The following is an 18991-nucleotide window of genomic DNA, read 5'->3' as shown; positions in this document are numbered from 1 at the left end:
GCTGGTGAGACAGGTTGGCGCTTGGTGTTTGTTTTAATATTGCAAATCAAAAATGGCGATACTTATTTTACTGAAAATTAGTTCCCAATCTTCTCGGGTTAATTCTTCTTCTAAAATGTAAATTCGGTCTATTTCTTTTGGTAAATCAAATAAGGGATAGTCAGTAATCACAATATCACAACTAGAAAAATCGGTTCGTTCAAAAATAATATCCTCACTAAATGCTTGCTTGATTTTCATCATAATAAAGCTAGCAATGTAAAAATCGCGAGAATATGCAACACCAATTTTAATTTTTTTGCGGGGACTATAGTGCTTATAAATTCGTAACAACAATTCACATGTCCAAATTGGGTTCTCCTGATCCTTAAATCTTAACTGATAAGGGGAATGCGCTGAAAAGTTTTGATAAAAAGCATAAATTTTTTTCTGTAAATCTTTTTGATAAGTACTATTTTTATTGACTAAAAAATCTAGAATCGCGGTATTTGGTTGCTGTGAAATAAATAATTGGTTATAGATAATATTTTTAAATAAAATAAGTAAGAAGTAATGACGATCAAATTCACGCATTTTTGGAATTTGAAAAACTTCGCAAAAATTGGTTAATAAAGAATCAACGTAGAAATATTCTGGGCAAGAAATTTCATTTAGAGCAGTCAGTAAATCTTTGGCTCGTTTTGCTGAATCAAAATTATCAATGGCAATGGGTGCAATGATATCTACAACCCGCTGTTGATCTTCTGAAAAATTTGATTGGGAACAAAAAATAGTTTGTTTTGAGTCTGAGAAAAGCCTTAAATAAGGATGTTCTTCAAATTCTTTTTGGAGATCATCTTCACAAGTATATGGAAAGCGATATTTTGCGATGTGTAAAAGTAAATTTAATTTTAGTAGAGAAGCGTGTTCCAAGCGTTCAAGAATTTCTGGTTTAATATGCTGCGTCAGTATATCTTCAAAATAAGTAGAGGTATAACGTGGTAAGGCTAAGGTATTTAAAAAGATGGTCCAGTAGACATCAAGAAAAGCATATAGGACTTGAAATTCAGAACCTGTAATCACTTTACTCGCGGAGGGGGAAAAATGGACGGAAATTCCATACAAACCAAATAGTTTATTAATGTTATTTAACCGTTTGTAAATGTAAGATGAGCTAAAATTAGTTTCTTGACTCACTTTCCAGACAGAATTGTTTTCTTTTTTGATAATTGCTTGAAAAAGAATGAAGTCAGTAGAATGGACACAGTAATAATTAAATAATAAAAAATAGTGGGAAAGAAAATCATTGGAAGTCGTATGTAATGAAATTTTTCCGTGATGGATCTGAATCTCTAAGGTATTTTCAGGAAGGGTTGCTAAGTCTTCTTGAATTTCACGAAGATAAATTGATAAATTTTTAGTAGAAAGATCGAATTTTCGGGCAACACTAGATAAATCAAGGTTCGTTTGTTTTGCTAAGTATAAAAAGACAGCCAATTTTTTTTGTGTTTTCTTTGAAAGTAAAAATGTTTTTATGGCATCTTGTGTTTTGATGAGACTCACTCCTTAGTAATAACTTCTCTTTTATTATAATAGTTCGCCTAATAAATTGTAATAAAAAAGAACAATTCTCATTGGTTTATGAGAAAATAACAAGATATTCAGCAGGAAAACACCTGTGTCAGTCAACACAGGTGTTACGATGAGCAAAAAGAGCGGGTTCTTTTTTTATCAAATAATTTTCCAAAGTGACGTGATCAACTAAAGAATCAATCACTCCTTCTTTAGAAACTGAAAATCCTGCAGCCTGAATTGCTATTTGAATGGCTGCTTCAGTCGGATAACCTTTCGAAAGATAGGAGGCGAGCGCGCTGATAAAGCTGTCACTGGCACCAGTACTATCCACAGCTATATTTTCTGTTGCAGGGAAATAGTGGCACACTTGGGGTGTTTTTAATAACACGCCTTTTTTTCCTAAAGTAACAATGACATTTTTTACGCCCATTTCTAAGAAGTACGCCGCTTTCTCTTCTAATGTACCAGTATCTGGTTGAAGTTCCAATAATTCATCTTCATTGGGAATGAAAAAATCAACCTTTTCTAGTATATTCACTGGAATATGATGAATAGCAGCTGGTTTTAAAATAATCGGTACCCCTGAATGTTGGGCGATTTCACAAGCTTTCTCTACAGCAGACAAAGGAATTTCTGTTTGAATGAGACAAAAACTGGCATCCATAAATAGGTGTTTTTGCTGTGCGATTTTTTTAGGTGTAAGCGCTGTGTTTGCACCAGGTAAGATTGAAATCATGGAGTCACCGCTTGTCTCAACATAAATATAAGCTTGACCAGTCTCAGTATCTTGAATACGTGTGATACCATCTGTCGTAACGTGGTATTTTTCTAATTCTTTATATAAGTAATTCGCATCTGTGTCTGAGCCTAAACAACCAATTAGGGTGGCCTGATGGCCCAGTTTGGTTAAGCCAACAGCTTGATTTAATCCTTTTCCGCCGGGGAATTTAGCATAGCTAGACAGAAAATTTGTTTTGCCGTTATGTGGTAAATTTGTTGAATATAGATAATTATCAACGTTTAAACTACCCACTACAATCATTTTGCTATGTGGATTAATACTAGACATGCCTAATGTATTTTTGTGATCTAGCACTAATTTTTCAGCCTCATTAATCAAGGCTGTTTTTTCTTTGCGTTTGTTAAGCAATAATAAGGCTAACTGGCTGCCAAACGTCTCTGTATCTAATAAAACGGAAGAAATATGATCAGGTAAAAATGAACGATCAATTTTTCGCTTAATTGCGAGTAAAGAGTAATTATCGGGGGTTCGCAAACCGCTCTGCTTTAAAAGCTGTTCCAAAAAAACAGCTTGGGTATAGTCATCGGTAAGGATACCCGTAATCCCATCTGTGATAAGCTGATTACTGAAATCAGCAGGGATAGTAGTTAAAATATTTTCTTTACTAAAGGGTAAATTGACATCAAACAAGGCTTTTTTATAGCCTGCAATAATTGCTTCTTTATATTTTGGGTTAGTGACGAAATAACTAATTTTTTTATGGTTATTCTGTAATAATTCTTGGGTTAAAACATAACTAGCTTCTTCATAAAGCCCCGCTAGAGAAGGCAATTCGTTAGTTGAGTGATTGACGAAATAGTAAGGAATCGTTAATTCTTCTATAAATTTCGCGTATTGTTTACTGTTTTCATTGATTGGGTCCCAAATAATGCCACTGGCTTGTTTTAAAGTTGGCGAGGTAATATTTTTCAGTTCTTGTTCTAAACTACCGTGACTATTTAAAATCAAGCAGTTATAGCCATTTTCTTGAGCTTTATCAATAAAGCTCGTAACCCAAGCCTCAAAAGTTTCATGGCTATTTAATAATAACACGAAGGTTTTTGTAGTACTATTTGTGACGAGATTTGCTGAGTAAGGTGTGTAGTTGTAATCTCGAACGATTTTTAAGACACGCTCACGGGTTTCTTTACTAATAGTTTGATCTTTATTATTTATAATTTTGGATACAGTTGAAGCGGAAACGCCAGCTAATTTTGCAATATCTTTAATATTCATCATTTTCGTCCTTTCACTGAACTCTTTTTTATAGTAAGCATTCTAAAAGCAGAAAGTCAAGAAAAAGCCTAATTATTTATTATTTAGAAATTCTGCTTGACTTTTAATGAAAGCGCTGTTAATCTCAAATTAAGAAAACGTTTCCGGAAATGTTTTTCCTAAATGTGAATGGAGGAAGAAAAATGGATACAAAGAAAAGACCGATCATTATTGATACGGACCCAGGAATTGATGATGCTGTAGCTTTAGCGATTGCACTGAATCATCCTAACCTAGAAGTTCGCTTAATAACGACGGTTGCAGGGAATGTAGATGTAGAAAAAACAACAAATAATGCTTTGAAACTTGTCGATTTTTTTGGGAAAAAGGTTCCTGTAGCCAAGGGGTGTAATTGTCCGTTACTTATTCAATTGGAAGATTCTGCTGAGATTCATGGGGAGACTGGCATGGATGGCTTTGAGTTTCCGCAACCTATCTCTACGTGTTTAGATATTCATGCAGTGGAAGCTATGCGAAAAGAAATTCTGTCTAGTGATGTTCCTTTGACCATTGTTCCAATTGCTGCATTAACGAATATTGCTTTGTTACTGACCCTCTATCCAGAAGTCAAAGAAAATATTGCAGAAATCGTCATGATGGGTGGCTCATTAGCAAGGGGAAATACAAATACAAGTGCCGAATTTAATACGTATGTCGATCCACACGCTGCACAAATTGTTTTCCAATCAGGTGTCCCACTAACAATGGTAGGATTAGATGTTACAAGTCAAGCTGTGTTAACGAATCATGAAGTAACAGCCATCAGAGCGCTTGGCAGAGTGGGGGAAATGTTTTATGGTCTTTTCCGTCATTATAGAGGCGGCAGTTTAACTACAGGTTTGAAAATGCATGATGTCTGCGCGATTGCCTATTTAACTTCACCAGAATTATTTGAGACAACTGAAACGTTCATTGAAGTTGCTTTGGAAGGTCCAGCTGCGGGAGCTACTGTTGCAGATTTAAAAATGAAGTATCATAAAAACACGAATGCCGTTGCCTGTATAGATGTAAATGTTGAAGCTTTTCAAAAATGGGTTGTCGAAAAAATGAAAGCGGTTAATTAACTGAAGGAGGATAAGTATGATTGAAAGTTTATTGGTATTGGTCGTTTTAGTTGCTGTAGCCTATTTGATTGTAAAAAATTATCATCCCGCACTCAGTTTAATTATTGGTGCGCTTGTTCTACTTGCATGTGCATGGATGTTAGGACATCCCATTTATCCTGCAGGGGAAGGAACCGGTTTTGGATTATTTGATATTTTCTTGAAGTTTAAAGATACAATTATTGCACAAGTGAGTTCAGCAGGAATTGTAATTATGATTCTTTTTGGTTACTCAGGCTATATGAATGCAATCGGGGCCAATCAGATGGCTGTCAACTTTTTGGTGAAACCATTAATGAAGATTAAACGTAAATCGTTATTTGTCCCTGTGGTCTTTTTAATTGGAAATTTAATGTCACTAGTAGTTCCTAGTGCATCAAGCTTAGCGATTATTTTAATGTCTATATTATATCCGATGCTAGCCAGCATGGGGATTTCATCATTAACTGCTGCAGGTGTGATTGCAATGACGGCAACTATCATGCCAACACCTTTAGGCGCGGATAACGTAATCGCCGCAAATACCCTTGGTTATGATGTGTTAAATTATGTTGTATGGAATGCCAAAATTTCACTGCCATCGTTATTAATCATTGCGGTTGCACAGTACTTCTGGCAAAAATACTGCGATAAAAAAGAAGGTGAGGCTGCCTATGTCTCATTAAATGAAGAAGGCTTAAGCAAACAAAAAGAATTTGATGTTCCTAAATTTTATGCAATATTGCCAATATTACCGCTATTATTAATTGTTGGAGTGGGAATCGCAGGAATGTTTATTAAAGGAATAACGATGGATATTTTTGTTCTTACATTTATTTCTTTCTTCATCGCTGTATTGGTTGAGACGCTTCGCTTGAAATCTTTTAAAAAAGTTCAAGATACGGCTGTCGAGATGTTTAAAGGAATGGGGCAAGGGTTTAGTCAAGTTGTGATGCTTGTCGTAGGCGGTTCATTGTTCACGTCTGCGATTCAAACGTTAGGAATTATTGATAGTATTATGGCATCTGTCGAAGCATCAAGTTCAGCAGGAATTGTCACGACCTTAATTTTCAGCGGTGCAACGACCCTTTTTGGAATTTTAAGCGGTGGTGGACTGGCAATGTTTTATGCGGTTATCGAACTAATCCCTGGAATTGCCGAAAAAGCTGGGATTGATGGCATCTTAATTTCCTTGCCAATGCAGATGATCGCGAATTTAACTAGAACGATTTCTCCTGTAGCAGCAGTTGTCATGATTGTCGCATCAACAGTAGGAGTTAGTCCCATCAGAATTTTAAAACGGACGAGTGTACCGACCATCATTGGCATTATTAGTGTGATTGTCTTGTCGATTCTATTGTTACCTTATTAAGAGAATAAACAATGAAAATTAGAGTGGCTGATGAGAAAGAGTTACCGATTATTCTTCAATTTTTAACAGAAGTAAAGGCATACATGGATGTTGTGGGCATTACGCAGTGGACAAAGGACTACCCTTCTCAAGAAGATATCCAAGAAGACATTACAAAAAAACGGTTGTATTTGCTAGTGCACGAAGAAATGATTTTTTCAATGGCAACGTTATGTATGGAGCAGGAACGAGACTTTGTTTGGCTAAAGCGCTTTGCAACTTCGCCTAATTATATTGCCAAGGGTTATGGCAGTTTGTTGTTCCATGAATTGGAGAAACGAGCAGTCTGGGAAGGAAGACGTAAAATGTATGCTCAAACTAATCATACAAACCATAGAATGATTCGATTTTTCGAAAGTAAAGGGTTCACAAAAATTCATGAATCTTTACAAATGAATCGCTTAGACTTTGGCTCTTTTTATTTATACGTTAAAGAATTGGAGAAGCAATCCATCGTTTAAAATAAGAAAACAGGGAGCGTGGGACAAAAATCACTTTGGATTTTTGCTCCACGCTCAAAAACTGATAAACGGCGGGAACAGAAGCAACTCCTTCGGAAATAAGCCGAAATTCTCCAAAAATTAAAGAACAATTTTCGGAAATTCCTTCTTATTTCTCGGAGTTAAACGCTTCTGTCCCGACCTCCTGTTATTTTCCAAGGAAATAGTCAACTTAATTATACAAATAAAACACAAACACATTCGGGAACAGCAACATCTTTTTGAATTATTTCTAATAAGCCTGTTTCTTGGTTCCGACGATAAAGTGTTAAATTATCAGAGTCTTGATTAGCAACAACGATGAAATCTTCAGAAGGATCTAAATCAAAATCTCTCGGAATATCGCCTTCTGTTGAAATTAATTGAATTCGTTCAATCGCTTCGCCGTTTTCTGAAACAGCATAGACAGCAATCGAGTTATGGCCACGGTTTGAAGCATAAAGGAAACGGCCATCAGAAGAAATACGAATTGCAGCACCACCATTAAACGCATCATAATCAGCAGGTAAAGTAGAAACTTTTTGTAATTCAGTGAAAGAACCATCTGTTTCATCATATGAAAGAACTGAGACAGTGCTATCTAATTCACCAAATAGATAAGCCAATGATTTTGTTGGGTGGAACACTAAATGACGTGGACCAGTCCCTGGCTCAGTCACGAATTGAGCGATTTCAGAAAGCTTTCCATCTAAGCTAACATTATACGTATACACGCGATCGGTTCCTAGATCACAGACGACTAAGCGTTGATCAGGCGTCAAATCTGTGTAATGAACATGGGCATTGTTTTGATTTTCATGAGGACCAGTTGGCTCTGTATGAATCACTTTGTCAGCATCTTCCAAAGAACCATCTTCTAAGATACGATACACGTGAACGATACCTTGGTGATAATTTGCTGCATAGACAAGTTGTCGGTTTTCGTCAACAGCTACATAACATGGCGGCGCACCTTCCTCAGTTACTTTATTCAATAAATTAAAATGGTCCATTTCTGGTTGATAAGCGGCAGTGCCACCTTCACCGTCAACACTAGTGACGCTAAAAAGTTCGCCCTTTTGACTCAGAGCAAGATAGGTAGGACTCGTTTCTTCTAACAAAAGTGTCGCTTCTGTTAAACGACCTTGTGTCGTATCTAATGCAATTTTATAAATGCCTTGGCTGGCTCTTCGAGTATAGGTACCTAGTAAAATTTGTTCTAACATCACAATTCCTCCAATTTGTTTCAACACAATCACTTTTTATGAAAGTGCTTTTATATAATGTAGTATACCATAAGAAGTCTAAGAACAATAAAACTTTCTATCTGAGATGTTCGCATTTTAAAGTGGTTTGTGCTATTATGATGAGAGACTGTGATGACAGTCATTTTTTGATTTTTAGAGGGGTGACGAACATGTACGACAATACGGATAATAACGGGACCGTTCGTTGTTCATTTTGTGGGAAAACACAAGAAGAAGTAAAAAAAATTGTTGCTGGTCCGGGTGTCTATATTTGTAATGAATGTATTGATCTATGTAAAGAGATTATTGATGAAGAATTTTATGATGAAGCAGTCCGAGAATTAACGGATGTGCCAAAACCCCAAGAAATTTTAAATGTTTTAAATGAATATGTTATTGGACAAGAACGTGCAAAACGCACACTTTCTGTTGCTGTTTACAATCACTATAAACGTGTGAATCAATCAGAAACAGCTGCAACTCAAGATGACGTTGAATTGCAAAAAAGTAACATTTGTTTAATTGGACCAACAGGTTCAGGTAAAACTTTCTTGGCTCAAACGTTAGCAAAAACATTAAATGTACCTTTTGCAATCGCTGATGCGACCAGTTTAACAGAAGCAGGTTATGTAGGGGAAGATGTTGAAAATATCCTTTTAAAATTACTACAATCTGCTGACTATAATGTTGAACGCGCGGAAAAGGGCATTATCTATATTGATGAGATTGATAAAATTGCCCGTAAGAGTGAAAATGTTTCGATTACTCGAGATGTTTCAGGTGAGGGTGTTCAACAAGCCTTACTAAAAATTCTTGAAGGAACAGTTGCAAGTGTACCACCACAAGGGGGCCGCAAACATCCACATCAAGAATTTATCCAAATTGACACAACGAATGTTCTCTTCATCGTTGGTGGAGCATTTGATGGAATTGAAACCATTGTTAAAAACCGCTTAGGCGAAAAAACTATTGGTTTTGGTAAAACTAATTCTGCTTTAAATGAAGAAGAAAGCATCATGCAACATATTATTCCAGAAGATTTATTGAAATTTGGTTTAATTCCAGAATTTATTGGACGCTTACCTGTAATGGCTGCGCTTGATAAATTAACGAATGATGATTTGGTTCGAATTTTAACAGAACCGAAGAATGCCTTGGTGAAACAATATCAAAAATTATTGTCTCTTGATGACACTAAATTAGAATTTGAACCAGAAGCATTAAAAGCCATCGCAGCCAAAGCCATTGAACGTAATACTGGCGCACGCGGACTTCGTTCAATCATTGAAGAAATTATGATGGACGTAATGTTTGATGTTCCTTCAGATGAAAGCATTGAAAAAGTTATCATTACTAAAATGGCAGCTGAAGGTACCGGTAAACCAACAATTATTTATAACAAAAAAGATAAAGAAGCTGTATAAGATTGAAGCTGAAAACAGCTCTTTCGGCGGATTTCCGAAAGAGCTGTTTTTGTTAAGCTTTTGAATGAAAGACTGAATAGAAGAACGGAGGAAAACAATGAACGTACATAATGCAGAAATCGTGATTAGTGCGGTATCCCCTAAACAATATCCTGAATCTCAATTACCGGAGATTGCTTTAGCTGGACGTTCGAACGTTGGGAAATCATCTTTTATTAATACCTTGATTAATCGTAAAAATTTAGCAAGAACTTCAGGTAAACCTGGTAAAACGCAAACGCTAAACTTTTATTTAATTGAGGATGCCTTACACTTTGTGGATGTTCCTGGCTATGGTTATGCCAAAGTTTCTAAAACAGAACGTGCGAAGTGGGGAAAAATGATTGAAACGTATATCACGCAACGTGAGCAGTTACGTGCAGTCGTTTCTTTAATTGATTTACGTCATCCGCCGACCCAAGATGATATCCAAATGTATGAATTTTTGAAATACTATGATTTGCCAGTTATTATTGTGGCAACTAAGGCAGACAAAATTCCGCGGGGCAAATGGAACAAACACGAGAGTGTCATCAAAAAAGCCTTGAATTTTGATAAACAAGATGACTTTATTATTTTCTCTTCTGAAACAAAAGAAGGAAAAGAAGCAGCTTGGACAGCAATTGAAAAGTTTCTATAGAAAAAAACAAGCAAAATTATTCTTTTGCTTGTTTTTTTGCTTCTTCTTTTTTTGCTTCTTGTCGTTGTTTTGCTAGTTCTTCAAGAGGTACTTCTTTCTTTAATGGATCAACGGCGAAAGAATCGAAGAGTTTATCTAAGTCATTGGAACGTTCAAATTTTAATCCCATTTACTAAGCCTCCATTCCTTTTTTTATAGTGTAGCACGTTTTTTTTCATTTGGATAGCAACAGAAATGTAAGAATTCGTAATAGGTGCACCTGGTGTGATTTCTCGTAACTAGGACTTGCCAAACATGAAAAAACAAGCTATTCTTTAGTAAGAATTAGTTAGAAAGAAGGCACTTTATGAAAAATCCGTTAATCGGCGGTGTTCGTTTTTATCAACGATTTATTTCTCCAGGATTGCCTGCACGTTGTCGCTATTACCCAACGTGTTCACAATATATGATTGATGCAATTCATACACATGGAAGTGTCAAAGGAACCACGATGGGAGTAGCACGGATTTTACGATGTCATCCTTTTGTTAAAGGCGGCATTGACTATGTTCCGTTGAAATTTCGCTTGACGAAAAATCCTGATGAGACCTATCATGGACCGTATACGTATCGAAGAAATAAGAAAACAGAAGTAGAAAAGGATGGATAAATATGGCAATTTTAGCATTTGATCTTGGCGGTTCTTCCGTGAAATACGGCGTTTGGACAGGCAAAGAATTAACAAATCAAGGGAGCTTTCCAACACCTGGCTCTTGGGAAGAAATGAAAGCGCATTTATATTCGGTTTATGCAGACAAAAGAAATGAGTCGATTAGTGGTGTTGCTTTTAGTTCACCTGGAGTAGTTGACGAAAAAAGACAACAGATTTTAGGGATTTCCGCCATTCCATATATTCATCATTTTAACATTTATGAAGAATTAGAAGCGTTGTTTGGCTTACCAGTGACTATCGAAAATGATGCGAATTGTGCTGGTTTAGCTGAGATATATGAAGGCGCGGCGAAAGGGAAAAAAGAAGTGCTTTTTGTCGTTATTGGGACAGGAATTGGCGGAGCGATTTTTCGCAATGGTGAATTGTACAAAGGCGCTCATTTATATGGAGGCGAGTTTGGACTGAACTTTTTAAGTAATGGCCAAACATTCAGTGAAATTGGCACAGCTGTCAAAATGGCTCAGCGCTATTGTGAACGAATTGGAGTCGAAAAACAGGCGGTGACAGGAGAAGAAGTTTTTGAACTGGCCCAACGAGGGGATGAGATTGCTCGCGAAGAAGTCAATAATTTTTATGATTATTTAACACAAGGATTATTCGGCTTACAGTTTTCTTATGATCCTGAAATGATTGTACTCGGAGGCGGTGTTTCTGCTAAAGAAGGCTTATTAGCAGAGATTAATCGCCGGATGCTAACGCATTTACAAACCTTTGAATTAAAAGATTTTGTTCCAGAAATCGTGACCTGCCATTATCAAAATGATGCCAACTTGATTGGCGCAGCCGCCAACTTTCAAGCAAAAACGAATTGGGAACTATAAAGAAACAGCCGATTGTTATTCTCTTCAATCGGCTGTTTCTTTATTTATTTGCCTTGTCGTCAGTGTTTTCTTCTGCGGCAATCCGCGCTTGAACTTGTTGGCGTAAAGCTTCTAGTTCTTTTTCTTTCTTTTCTAATTCAGCTAAATCTTCAGAAATTTCATGGGCTTCTTCTGCTGGCTTAGGTTGTAAAAAGACGTTTAAACCAATCGCTATAAAGGTCCCAATGAATGTATCCAACACACGTTCCATTGCATATTGAAAGGAATCGCTTTGCGGAATACTTAAAGAAATCATTAAAAGTGTCGCAGTTGCAGAAATGATTCCAGCATTGTTATTAATCCCATCAGAAACAACGATGACGATAATGACTAAAAGTGGTAGCAGCAGTAATTCTACTAAGTGTTGATTAGGAAAATAATCTTGTGCTAAGACATAAAGCAAAGCTAAAAAGCCACCCAATGTGTTTCCAATAATGCGCGATTTTCCAAAAGACAAACTGGTATTTAAATCTTGTCTTAATGAAAAAACAGCTGCTAAACAGGCAATCATAGGTGAGCCACGATGGAAAAATTGAAATAAAAGAATACACAGCATGACAGCAATTGCTGTTTTTAACGTTCGCATGCCTAAACGAAATCGACCCACTATCATAAATATTCGCTCCTAAATAACTTTTCTCTTTAATGATAACCGAAATAGAGGTAAAATTACTAGAGAAAAGTGAAGAATTATTATTTTTTAAGGGGAGTATGCATGAAAATTGGTTTACGAACAGTCAAGACAGCCATTAGCGCTGCATTAGCAATGATTATTGCAGAAAAACTGGGATTACTTTATGCCCCTTCGGCAGGGATTATTTCAGTTTTAAGTGTTACTAGCACGAAAAAAACATCTGTCATGACAGGAATTTATCGTTTGTTATCCTTAGCTTTAGCAACTATTTTAGCGTATATTTGTTTTACTTTTTTAGGTTTTACAGCGATTGCTTTTGGTATTTTTTTGTTATTATTTATTCCAGCAGCTGTGTATTTTCAATTATCTGATGGGATTGTTGTGAGTTCCGTTTTGGTAACTCATTATTTAGTCGAAAAAAATCTTTCTTGGGCGATTATTGGAAATGAGTTTTTATTAATGAGTATTGGTGTGGGACTAGCGTTATTAGCTAATTCTTATATGCCTGATACAGAAAAACGTTTAAGAGAAGACCAAGAAGTCATTGAAACAATGTTTCGTAAAATTTTAAGGGAAATGGCGCTACATTTAAACAACGCTGCAGGAGAGCGAAATTTGGTCATGCATTGTGCAGATTTAAAAACCTTTATTCGCACAGGCGAGACGTGGGCCAAAAATCATGCCGAGAATCAATTGCTGTCTACCAATACGTACTATTTAGAGTACTTTGCGATGAGAAAAATGCAAAGCAATATTCTAAAAAACATGTTGGAATTATTAGAAGATATTACTGTTGATGCGCAACAAGTTCGCTATATTCAACAATTGTTGGAATATACGGCAGAAACATTTGCAGAGAATAATGATGGACAAGAAATTATGAATCGAATTAAGACCGTTTATGAAACCTATCGCACAAAACCATTGCCGCAAACAAGAAGTGAATTTGAAAATCGGGCGCGACTCTTTCAGTTTTTACAATTGTTTCAGTCATTCATTCAAGTCAAAGCGGACTTTGCCAAATTACAACTAGATAAATAAACAAAAAAGAAACCTTTTTAAACGGAGGTTTCTTTTTTTGTTCTCTTAAAAATTCAGGCAAGTTCTTTAGTATTCATTGAGAATGTGTTAAACTAATGAGAAAGAAAAATAAAAGGAATGACCGCAATGGATAATGCTCAAGTGAAGAGAAAACATTTCCGTTTTCCAGCATATGATGATGAACAGGGCGTAAAATTACCAACAGATAATGAACGTAACTTATTTCAAGATGATCTGATTGGTAAAGCAATGTCTGGTAGCAGAAGAACTGCAACATCTGCCGAAGATACCAGACAAAGCACACCATCCGTCCAACAACCAACAACGAATCAATCAACTACAAATAAACAAACACAACAATTAACAGCAGCACAACAAGAGCAATTAGCACGTCATCGTTCTAATTTGCCAGACTACACAAAACATGCTAGTAAAGCAACGAAAAATAAACAAGCAACGAAAAAAAATAATAGCCTTTTTGGGACGCCAAAAGGAAATGGCTGGACACAAACGTATAAAAAAAAAGAAGTCGTAGCGAAACCAAGTAGACCTGCCGCATCACCATTAGTGCAGAAAACGACACCTTCTTATTTTGTTCCTAAATATATCCCGGCTTCTGTGATTCCTGAGGAACAGGAACCTAGTTTTACTGAAGAAGAGTTGCTAAAAGCAATGAAAAAAGATCGGCGTTCATATGTCATTCTTGATGATGAACCAACGGCTTTTCAAGTGAAAGATACGGAAGAAGATCCAACGGTGCGGAAATTTAATATTCCAACCTCAGAACCTGAGATTCCTTTAACTAGACGACAATATCAACAAATCAAACCAGACTTAGAACGTTTTGGCGAAGATGCGTTGGATTTACGTTCGCGTTCCCGTTTGAATGCCGCAAAGAAAAATGCTAAAAGTCAAACGGCTTATGGGAAAAAATTAGCTAAAGCGAATGCTCAAGTGGAGCCGGAAGCACCTGTGACAGAAGAGAAGAAAAAGGGCATCTTGGATAAACCATTAAGTGGGATGCTAGAAGATTCAAGTTCTGTATTAGAAAACAGTAAATATTTTAGTTAAGAGATGAAACTTGCATGTGGAATTGAAACATGTAAGTTTTTTATTCTGTTTTAATAGTTGATTATTTTTTTGTTTTATACGATAATGAATCTCGTATGATTGAAATTTTTTTAAAAAAGGTATGTTTTATATAGTGACAGAGAAGAGGATTATAATGGGAAATCAAGAGAACAAATTATACCATTTTGTCGGAATTAAAGGTTCTGGCATGAGCTCATTAGCGTTGGTCTTACACCAAAAAGGCTACAACGTTCAAGGATCAGACGTAGAAGAGTATTTCTTTACACAACGGGATCTTGAAAAATCAGGTGTCCCTATTTTACCATTTAATGCAGATAATATTGATAAAGACATGATTGTTATTGCTGGAAATGCTTTTCCAGATACCCATGAGGAAATCGCCCGCGCCATCGAATTAGGCGCAGAAGTAATTCGTTACCACGATTTCATTGCTCGTTTTATCGAACCGTATACAAGCATTGCTGTAACAGGGTCACACGGGAAAACAAGTACGACTGGTTTGCTAGCACATGTATTAAGTGGTATCAATCCAACTAGTTATTTAATAGGGGATGGCACTGGCCACGGCGAACCAGATGCTGATTTCTTTGCATTTGAAGCGTGTGAGTATCGTCGTCATTTCTTGGCTTATTCACCAGATTATGCGATTATGACGAATATCGATTTTGATCATCCAGATTACTACAAGAGCATTGAAGACGTTTTTTCAGCGTTCCAAACAATGGCCCATCAAGTCAAAAAAGGAATTTTTGCTTATGGTGATGATAAGTATCTTCGTCAGTTAGAATCAGAAGTGCCAGTTTATTATTATGGCGTCAGCGAAGAGGATGATATCCAAGCACGAAATATTCAACGAACAACGGAAGGCTCATCTTTTGATGTTTATCACAAGGATGATTTTGTAGGTCATTTTGTCTTACCAGCATTTGGCCATCACAATATCATGAATGCGCTAGGTGTGATTGCTGTGGCTTATTTTGAAAAACTTGATATGCAAAAAGTCGCAGAAGAAATGCTAAGTTTTAAAGGTGTGAAACGTCGTTTTAGCGAGAAAAAAGTCAGTGACATGATTATTGTTGATGATTATGCGCACCATCCAGCTGAAATTAAAGCAACGATTGATGGCGCTCGTCAAAAATATCCTGATAAAGAAATTATTGCTGTCTTCCAGCCACATACATTTACACGAACAATTGCCTTAATGGATGAATTTGCTGAAGCACTGGATTTGGCAGATGAAGTATTCTTATGTAATATTTTTGGCTCTGCGCGTGAAACACAAGGCGAGGTACGCATTGAAGATTTAGGTGAAAAAATTCAAAAAGGTGGACAAGTAATTACCGAAGATAATGTATCGCCTTTACTAGATTTTGAAAATGCAGTGGTTGTCTTTATGGGCGCTGGCGACGTTCAGAAATTTGAACAAGCCTACGAAACATTACTAAGTAACACAACTAGAAACGTTTTATAAGAGAATATAAACAAAATCGGGACAGGGGTATCTGGCTTCAAAAAATAAGAAGCTGCTCCTGTTCCGTTGTTTGTTTTTAAAATCTAGCATGGCAGATAAGTTGGTTTTGTTTAAACATCCTTTAAAGACTACTTTTTAACTTGCCTTTTAAGTACATTTTGGTACAATTATCTTATCAATAACGGAGGTGTACTAATTTGAATATCGGAAAACCGAGAAAATTAGGCAAAACCATCGAAGATATCGAAGAGGGAGATTCGTTGTCCTTGACAGAGTCAATTGAAGACAAGGACTTATTACTTTACTTGGGCTTGACCAATGATGCGAATCCTTTATATATCCAACATGATTATGCCCAAAAAACAGAATATGAAAAACCAATCGTACCATCAATTATGCTGATGGGAATTATCACTAGTGCGATTTCAAAACATTTACCAGGACCAGGTTCACATGTTGTGAATTTCTCTGTGAACTTTGTGGAACCCGTTTTTCATTACGAAACATTGACTTTCCAATTAGAAGTAATCAAAGTCGACAAAATGAAAGATGTGATTACCATTTCAGTTGAGGCTGTTAATGAGCAAGAAAATCGCGTGTTAGATGCAGTGGTGATGGTTCAACCACCCCAAGTGACGATTGATGAACTAACAGAGAAAGAAGGGACTTTAACTTATGAATAATCAAGAGTATATCCAAACTGGAACAGGTTTGAATAAATTTTATGCCAAAATTTACGGATTTTTAGCGTTAGGAATTGGTATTAGCGCAATCATGGCTTATGCAATGACAACTGTCTTTTTACCTGTTCTAGCTACTTTATTCCAATCAAGCTTAGCTTTTTGGATGATTTGGCTTGTTGAAATTGGCTTAGTTTTATATCTAGGCGCAAAAGCACAGAAGAATCCAACCATTGCGATTGCAGGATTTGTTGCGTATGCATTATTAAATGGTGTCACTTTATCCGTGACGTTATTAATGTATACTGGTGGAACAGTGGCCGGCGCATTTTTAAGTGCAGCAGCTACCTTTGGCGCGATGTCATTAGTAGGTGTCTTTACGAAGAAAGACCTATCAGCAGTTGGTCATGCCGCTTATAGTGCCTTAATCGGAATTATCATTGCGATGTTGCTAAATATGTTCCTTTTACACAGTAGTGCTGTAGAATTCTTTATTTCCATTTTAATGGTCCTAATTTTCTCAGGGATTACTGCTTATGATAACCAACGTATACGCCAAGTCTATGCGCAAACAGGTGATCAAGCAGGTACTGGGATGGCCGTTTTCTTCGCATTACAATTATACCTTGACTTCATCAACTTATTCTTAGCTTTCTTAAGACTTTTTGGTAAAAACAACTAACATGAACGTAAAAGAGCCAATCTGCTGAGCAGATTGGCTCTTTTTTTAACCCATTCCAATAGCGAAATTCAACAGTTTATCGGAGTATGTTGGATTTTCTAAATCGGTTTTCATTGTTTCATTCAGTAGACTGAGCTGATCGGTAATGATGCCATCGACACCATAAAAAATCATTCGCGTCATAACATCTTCATCATTTGCTGTCCAAGCATAAACCTTTTTCCCATCATGATGAGCGGCATTTACAAAGTTACGATTCATTGTACTGTATTCCATAGTAAAAAAGTCAACTGGCATTTTAGGCGGTCCCACAATGTTGAAAGGAATAACGTAGCCTACATAAAAGCGTGGTTCTTCTTTCTTTAAGGCCATCGCCGTATCATAGGTTAAGGTATGAAGGATATGGCCGTTTTCTAAAATATTTTCACGGTATTGTTTGACAAAGCGCTGTACTAAATCAGGGCTATCTTGAGGCGTGGTTTTGATTTCAATTAATAAACGTTGTTTTAATTGATTGGCTTTGGCTAAATAATCATCGAAAGAAACCATTTTAGCAGTTTGACCATTTTCTGTGACATTCATGTTCGTTAATTCTTTAAGTGTTAATTGATTTGGTCGTTTATTAACACCCGTTAACGCCCGTAAATTAAAATCGTGCATGACAATAAATTGATGGTCTTTGGTTTCTTGAATATCCATTTCAACATAATCAGGTTTTGCCTTATTGGTCTCGATTAAAGAGTCCAAGGTGTTTTGAACGCCATTGTTACCATTAACACCACGATGGGAGATGGTAACCGGTTTTCGGTCAGGTGTATGACTTAAGTAATTCGTATTATAGGTGCCTACACCAATTCCGAAGATGATTGCAATCAAACAAAAAAGAACGACTCTGAAGGTGGTCCATTCTACCCGAACCTCTGATTTCGGGGTGAACCATTCTGGCGTGTCAGGCAAAATCCCTTCATCCTCCATATCATCAACAATAATGTAAAAAATAGCAACACTAGACAACACCAAGTTTAAGAGCATCATAACCTGAAGGAGTGTCATAGCGATGACAGCGCTAGGTAAAGACCACTCAGGTTTAAACGTTTCGACTGCGGTTTGACCTAAAAATATCAAGAAATAGCCAGCCGTAAAAATCCCTAAAACAGTTCCTCCAATGATAATAAATTGCCCTAAAATCTGGAAAAAGCGCCGCTTTGTAATTTGCCAACTACGTTTTAAAGACTCACGAAAACCAACATCACGTAAAATCAACTCTGGGAGGGCAAAAGCAAGTCGAATCGCTAAATATAAGATAATCAGCTCTAACAATACGAAACCAATAATAATAATGACGCGATTTGCAAAAATAAAATCTAAGATAAAGGCTGGAATCTTAACTCTTGTTAATAAATAAGAGCGGAAGGTTAACCCACTTAATGGTAAAATCAAAAAGAAATATGCTAGGAAAAACAGAAAGGTAATTCCTCGAACTTTTTTGATCTGAAGCAAGGTGCCGTGCAATAATTGCGTTAGAGTAATTGGTTGCTTTTTCTTAATAAAATAAACACTAAGCAATAAAAAGGTAAATTCAAAAAAGAGCGCCAGTAAAATTAACAGCCCAATTAGTAGAAAAGTCAAAAGGACATAGGGATGTTGCGTAGCAATTGCCCCTAAGTTATCGTAGGAAATATAATCAATCCCACCTTCTTTGAGTACCAATTTGGACAAACTTGTCAATAAAGGCAATAGAACGAATAACATAAATCCGTGCATCAAGAGCACATCGCGAAAATACGCCGTTGTCCCTTTAAGAAAATCTAGCGTATTCACAATACTATTTTTAAAATAACTAAACATCAAAAGTCCCCCAGTTTCTACCAAAATTCCATAATAAAA

18 protein-coding genes are annotated in these 18991 nt (G+C 36.4%); 12 read left to right on the top strand and 6 right to left on the bottom strand.

Annotated features, from left to right (window positions below; all coding sequences use genetic code 11):
* Positions 1-33 precede the first annotated feature (33 nt).
* Positions 34-1542: a helix-turn-helix domain-containing protein gene (locus AB3I34_RS04025; protein ID WP_002394554.1), complete on the bottom strand. Its 1509-nt coding sequence runs from the start codon at positions 1540-1542 to the stop codon at positions 34-36.
* 118 nt (positions 1543-1660) lie between these two features.
* Complete coding sequence (locus tag AB3I34_RS04020) at positions 1661-3574, bottom strand: PfkB family carbohydrate kinase (RefSeq protein ID WP_010712583.1); 1914 nt, start codon at positions 3572-3574, stop codon at positions 1661-1663.
* Positions 3575-3720: 146 nt separating this feature from the next.
* On the opposite strand from AB3I34_RS04020, the gene rihC reads away from it, so the two are divergent.
* The 3 genes from rihC to AB3I34_RS04005 are packed head-to-tail and all read left to right on the top strand — an operon-like array spanning position 3721 to position 6564.
* On the top strand, positions 3721-4674 hold the full coding sequence (gene rihC, locus AB3I34_RS04015) for a ribonucleoside hydrolase RihC (RefSeq protein ID WP_002383111.1): 954 nt from the start codon (positions 3721-3723) through the stop codon (positions 4672-4674).
* A gap of 16 nt (positions 4675-4690) precedes the next feature.
* The gene (gene dcuC / locus AB3I34_RS04010) at positions 4691-6064 is read left to right on the top strand and encodes a C4-dicarboxylate transporter DcuC (protein WP_002366859.1); all 1374 of its coding nucleotides are present in this window, start codon (positions 4691-4693) and stop codon (positions 6062-6064) included.
* 11 nt (positions 6065-6075) lie between these two features.
* Entirely contained in the window at positions 6076-6564 is a 489-nt protein-coding gene (locus AB3I34_RS04005; protein WP_010712582.1) for a GNAT family N-acetyltransferase, read from the top strand.
* Positions 6565-6779: 215 nt separating this feature from the next.
* Here the strand turns inward: AB3I34_RS04005 and AB3I34_RS04000 are convergent, their stop codons facing one another.
* Positions 6780-7808 carry a lactonase family protein gene (locus AB3I34_RS04000; RefSeq protein WP_368027833.1) on the bottom strand — a complete coding sequence of 343 codons (1029 nt, stop codon included), beginning with the start codon at positions 7806-7808 and terminating at the stop codon, positions 6780-6782.
* A gap of 191 nt (positions 7809-7999) precedes the next feature.
* Between AB3I34_RS04000 and clpX the strand changes: the two genes are divergently transcribed.
* Positions 8000-9253 (top strand): ATP-dependent Clp protease ATP-binding subunit ClpX, encoded by a 1254-nt coding sequence (gene clpX / locus AB3I34_RS03995; protein WP_002357154.1) that lies wholly within the window; start codon positions 8000-8002, stop codon positions 9251-9253.
* Between the two features lie 97 nt (positions 9254-9350).
* Positions 9351-9932 (top strand): ribosome biogenesis GTP-binding protein YihA/YsxC, encoded by a 582-nt coding sequence (gene yihA, locus AB3I34_RS03990; protein ID WP_002357155.1) that lies wholly within the window; start codon positions 9351-9353, stop codon positions 9930-9932.
* Positions 9933-9948: 16 nt separating this feature from the next.
* Here yihA and AB3I34_RS03985 read toward each other — a convergent pair whose 3' ends face one another.
* On the bottom strand, positions 9949-10101 hold the full coding sequence (locus AB3I34_RS03985; protein WP_002362024.1) for an SPJ_0845 family protein: 153 nt from the start codon (positions 10099-10101) through the stop codon (positions 9949-9951).
* A 177-nt stretch (positions 10102-10278) separates the two neighbouring features.
* On the opposite strand from AB3I34_RS03985, the gene yidD reads away from it, so the two are divergent.
* Entirely contained in the window at positions 10279-10581 is a 303-nt protein-coding gene (gene yidD, locus AB3I34_RS03980) for a membrane protein insertion efficiency factor YidD (protein ID WP_002357157.1), read from the top strand.
* A 2-nt stretch (positions 10582-10583) separates the two neighbouring features.
* Positions 10584-11465: an ROK family protein gene (locus AB3I34_RS03975; RefSeq protein ID WP_010712581.1), complete on the top strand. Its 882-nt coding sequence runs from the start codon at positions 10584-10586 to the stop codon at positions 11463-11465.
* Positions 11466-11505: 40 nt separating this feature from the next.
* Here AB3I34_RS03975 and AB3I34_RS03970 read toward each other — a convergent pair whose 3' ends face one another.
* Positions 11506-12117, bottom strand: a complete 612-nt coding sequence (locus AB3I34_RS03970; protein ID WP_002365791.1) for an aromatic acid exporter family protein — start codon at positions 12115-12117, stop codon at positions 11506-11508.
* 102 nt (positions 12118-12219) lie between these two features.
* Between AB3I34_RS03970 and AB3I34_RS03965 the strand changes: the two genes are divergently transcribed.
* From AB3I34_RS03965 to AB3I34_RS03945, 5 genes are all read left to right on the top strand, one after another.
* Positions 12220-13179 (top strand): aromatic acid exporter family protein, encoded by a 960-nt coding sequence (locus AB3I34_RS03965; RefSeq protein WP_002360063.1) that lies wholly within the window; start codon positions 12220-12222, stop codon positions 13177-13179.
* A 117-nt stretch (positions 13180-13296) separates the two neighbouring features.
* A complete protein-coding gene (locus AB3I34_RS03960; protein ID WP_002360064.1) occupies positions 13297-14250 on the top strand; it encodes a hypothetical protein in 954 nt (317 codons plus the stop codon).
* 154 nt (positions 14251-14404) lie between these two features.
* The gene (gene murC / locus AB3I34_RS03955) at positions 14405-15742 is read left to right on the top strand and encodes a UDP-N-acetylmuramate--L-alanine ligase (RefSeq protein ID WP_002357163.1); all 1338 of its coding nucleotides are present in this window, start codon (positions 14405-14407) and stop codon (positions 15740-15742) included.
* A 197-nt stretch (positions 15743-15939) separates the two neighbouring features.
* Positions 15940-16425, top strand: a complete 486-nt coding sequence (locus AB3I34_RS03950; RefSeq protein WP_002357164.1) for a MaoC/PaaZ C-terminal domain-containing protein — start codon at positions 15940-15942, stop codon at positions 16423-16425.
* Entirely contained in the window at positions 16418-17104 is a 687-nt protein-coding gene (locus AB3I34_RS03945; RefSeq protein ID WP_010712580.1) for a Bax inhibitor-1/YccA family protein, read from the top strand. The genes AB3I34_RS03950 and AB3I34_RS03945 overlap by 8 nt, the downstream gene beginning before the upstream one ends.
* A gap of 45 nt (positions 17105-17149) precedes the next feature.
* On the opposite strand, the gene AB3I34_RS03940 is transcribed toward AB3I34_RS03945, so the two are convergent.
* Positions 17150-18952, bottom strand: a complete 1803-nt coding sequence (locus AB3I34_RS03940) for a glycerophosphoryl diester phosphodiesterase membrane domain-containing protein (protein ID WP_002364138.1) — start codon at positions 18950-18952, stop codon at positions 17150-17152.
* Between the last annotated feature and the right edge of the window lie 39 nt (positions 18953-18991).

The sequence above is a fragment of the Enterococcus sp. C102(2024) genome, from assembly GCF_040888205.1.
Lineage (GTDB): Bacteria > Bacillota > Bacilli > Lactobacillales > Enterococcaceae > Enterococcus > Enterococcus faecalis.
This window is presented reverse-complemented; position numbering and strand designations above follow the sequence as displayed.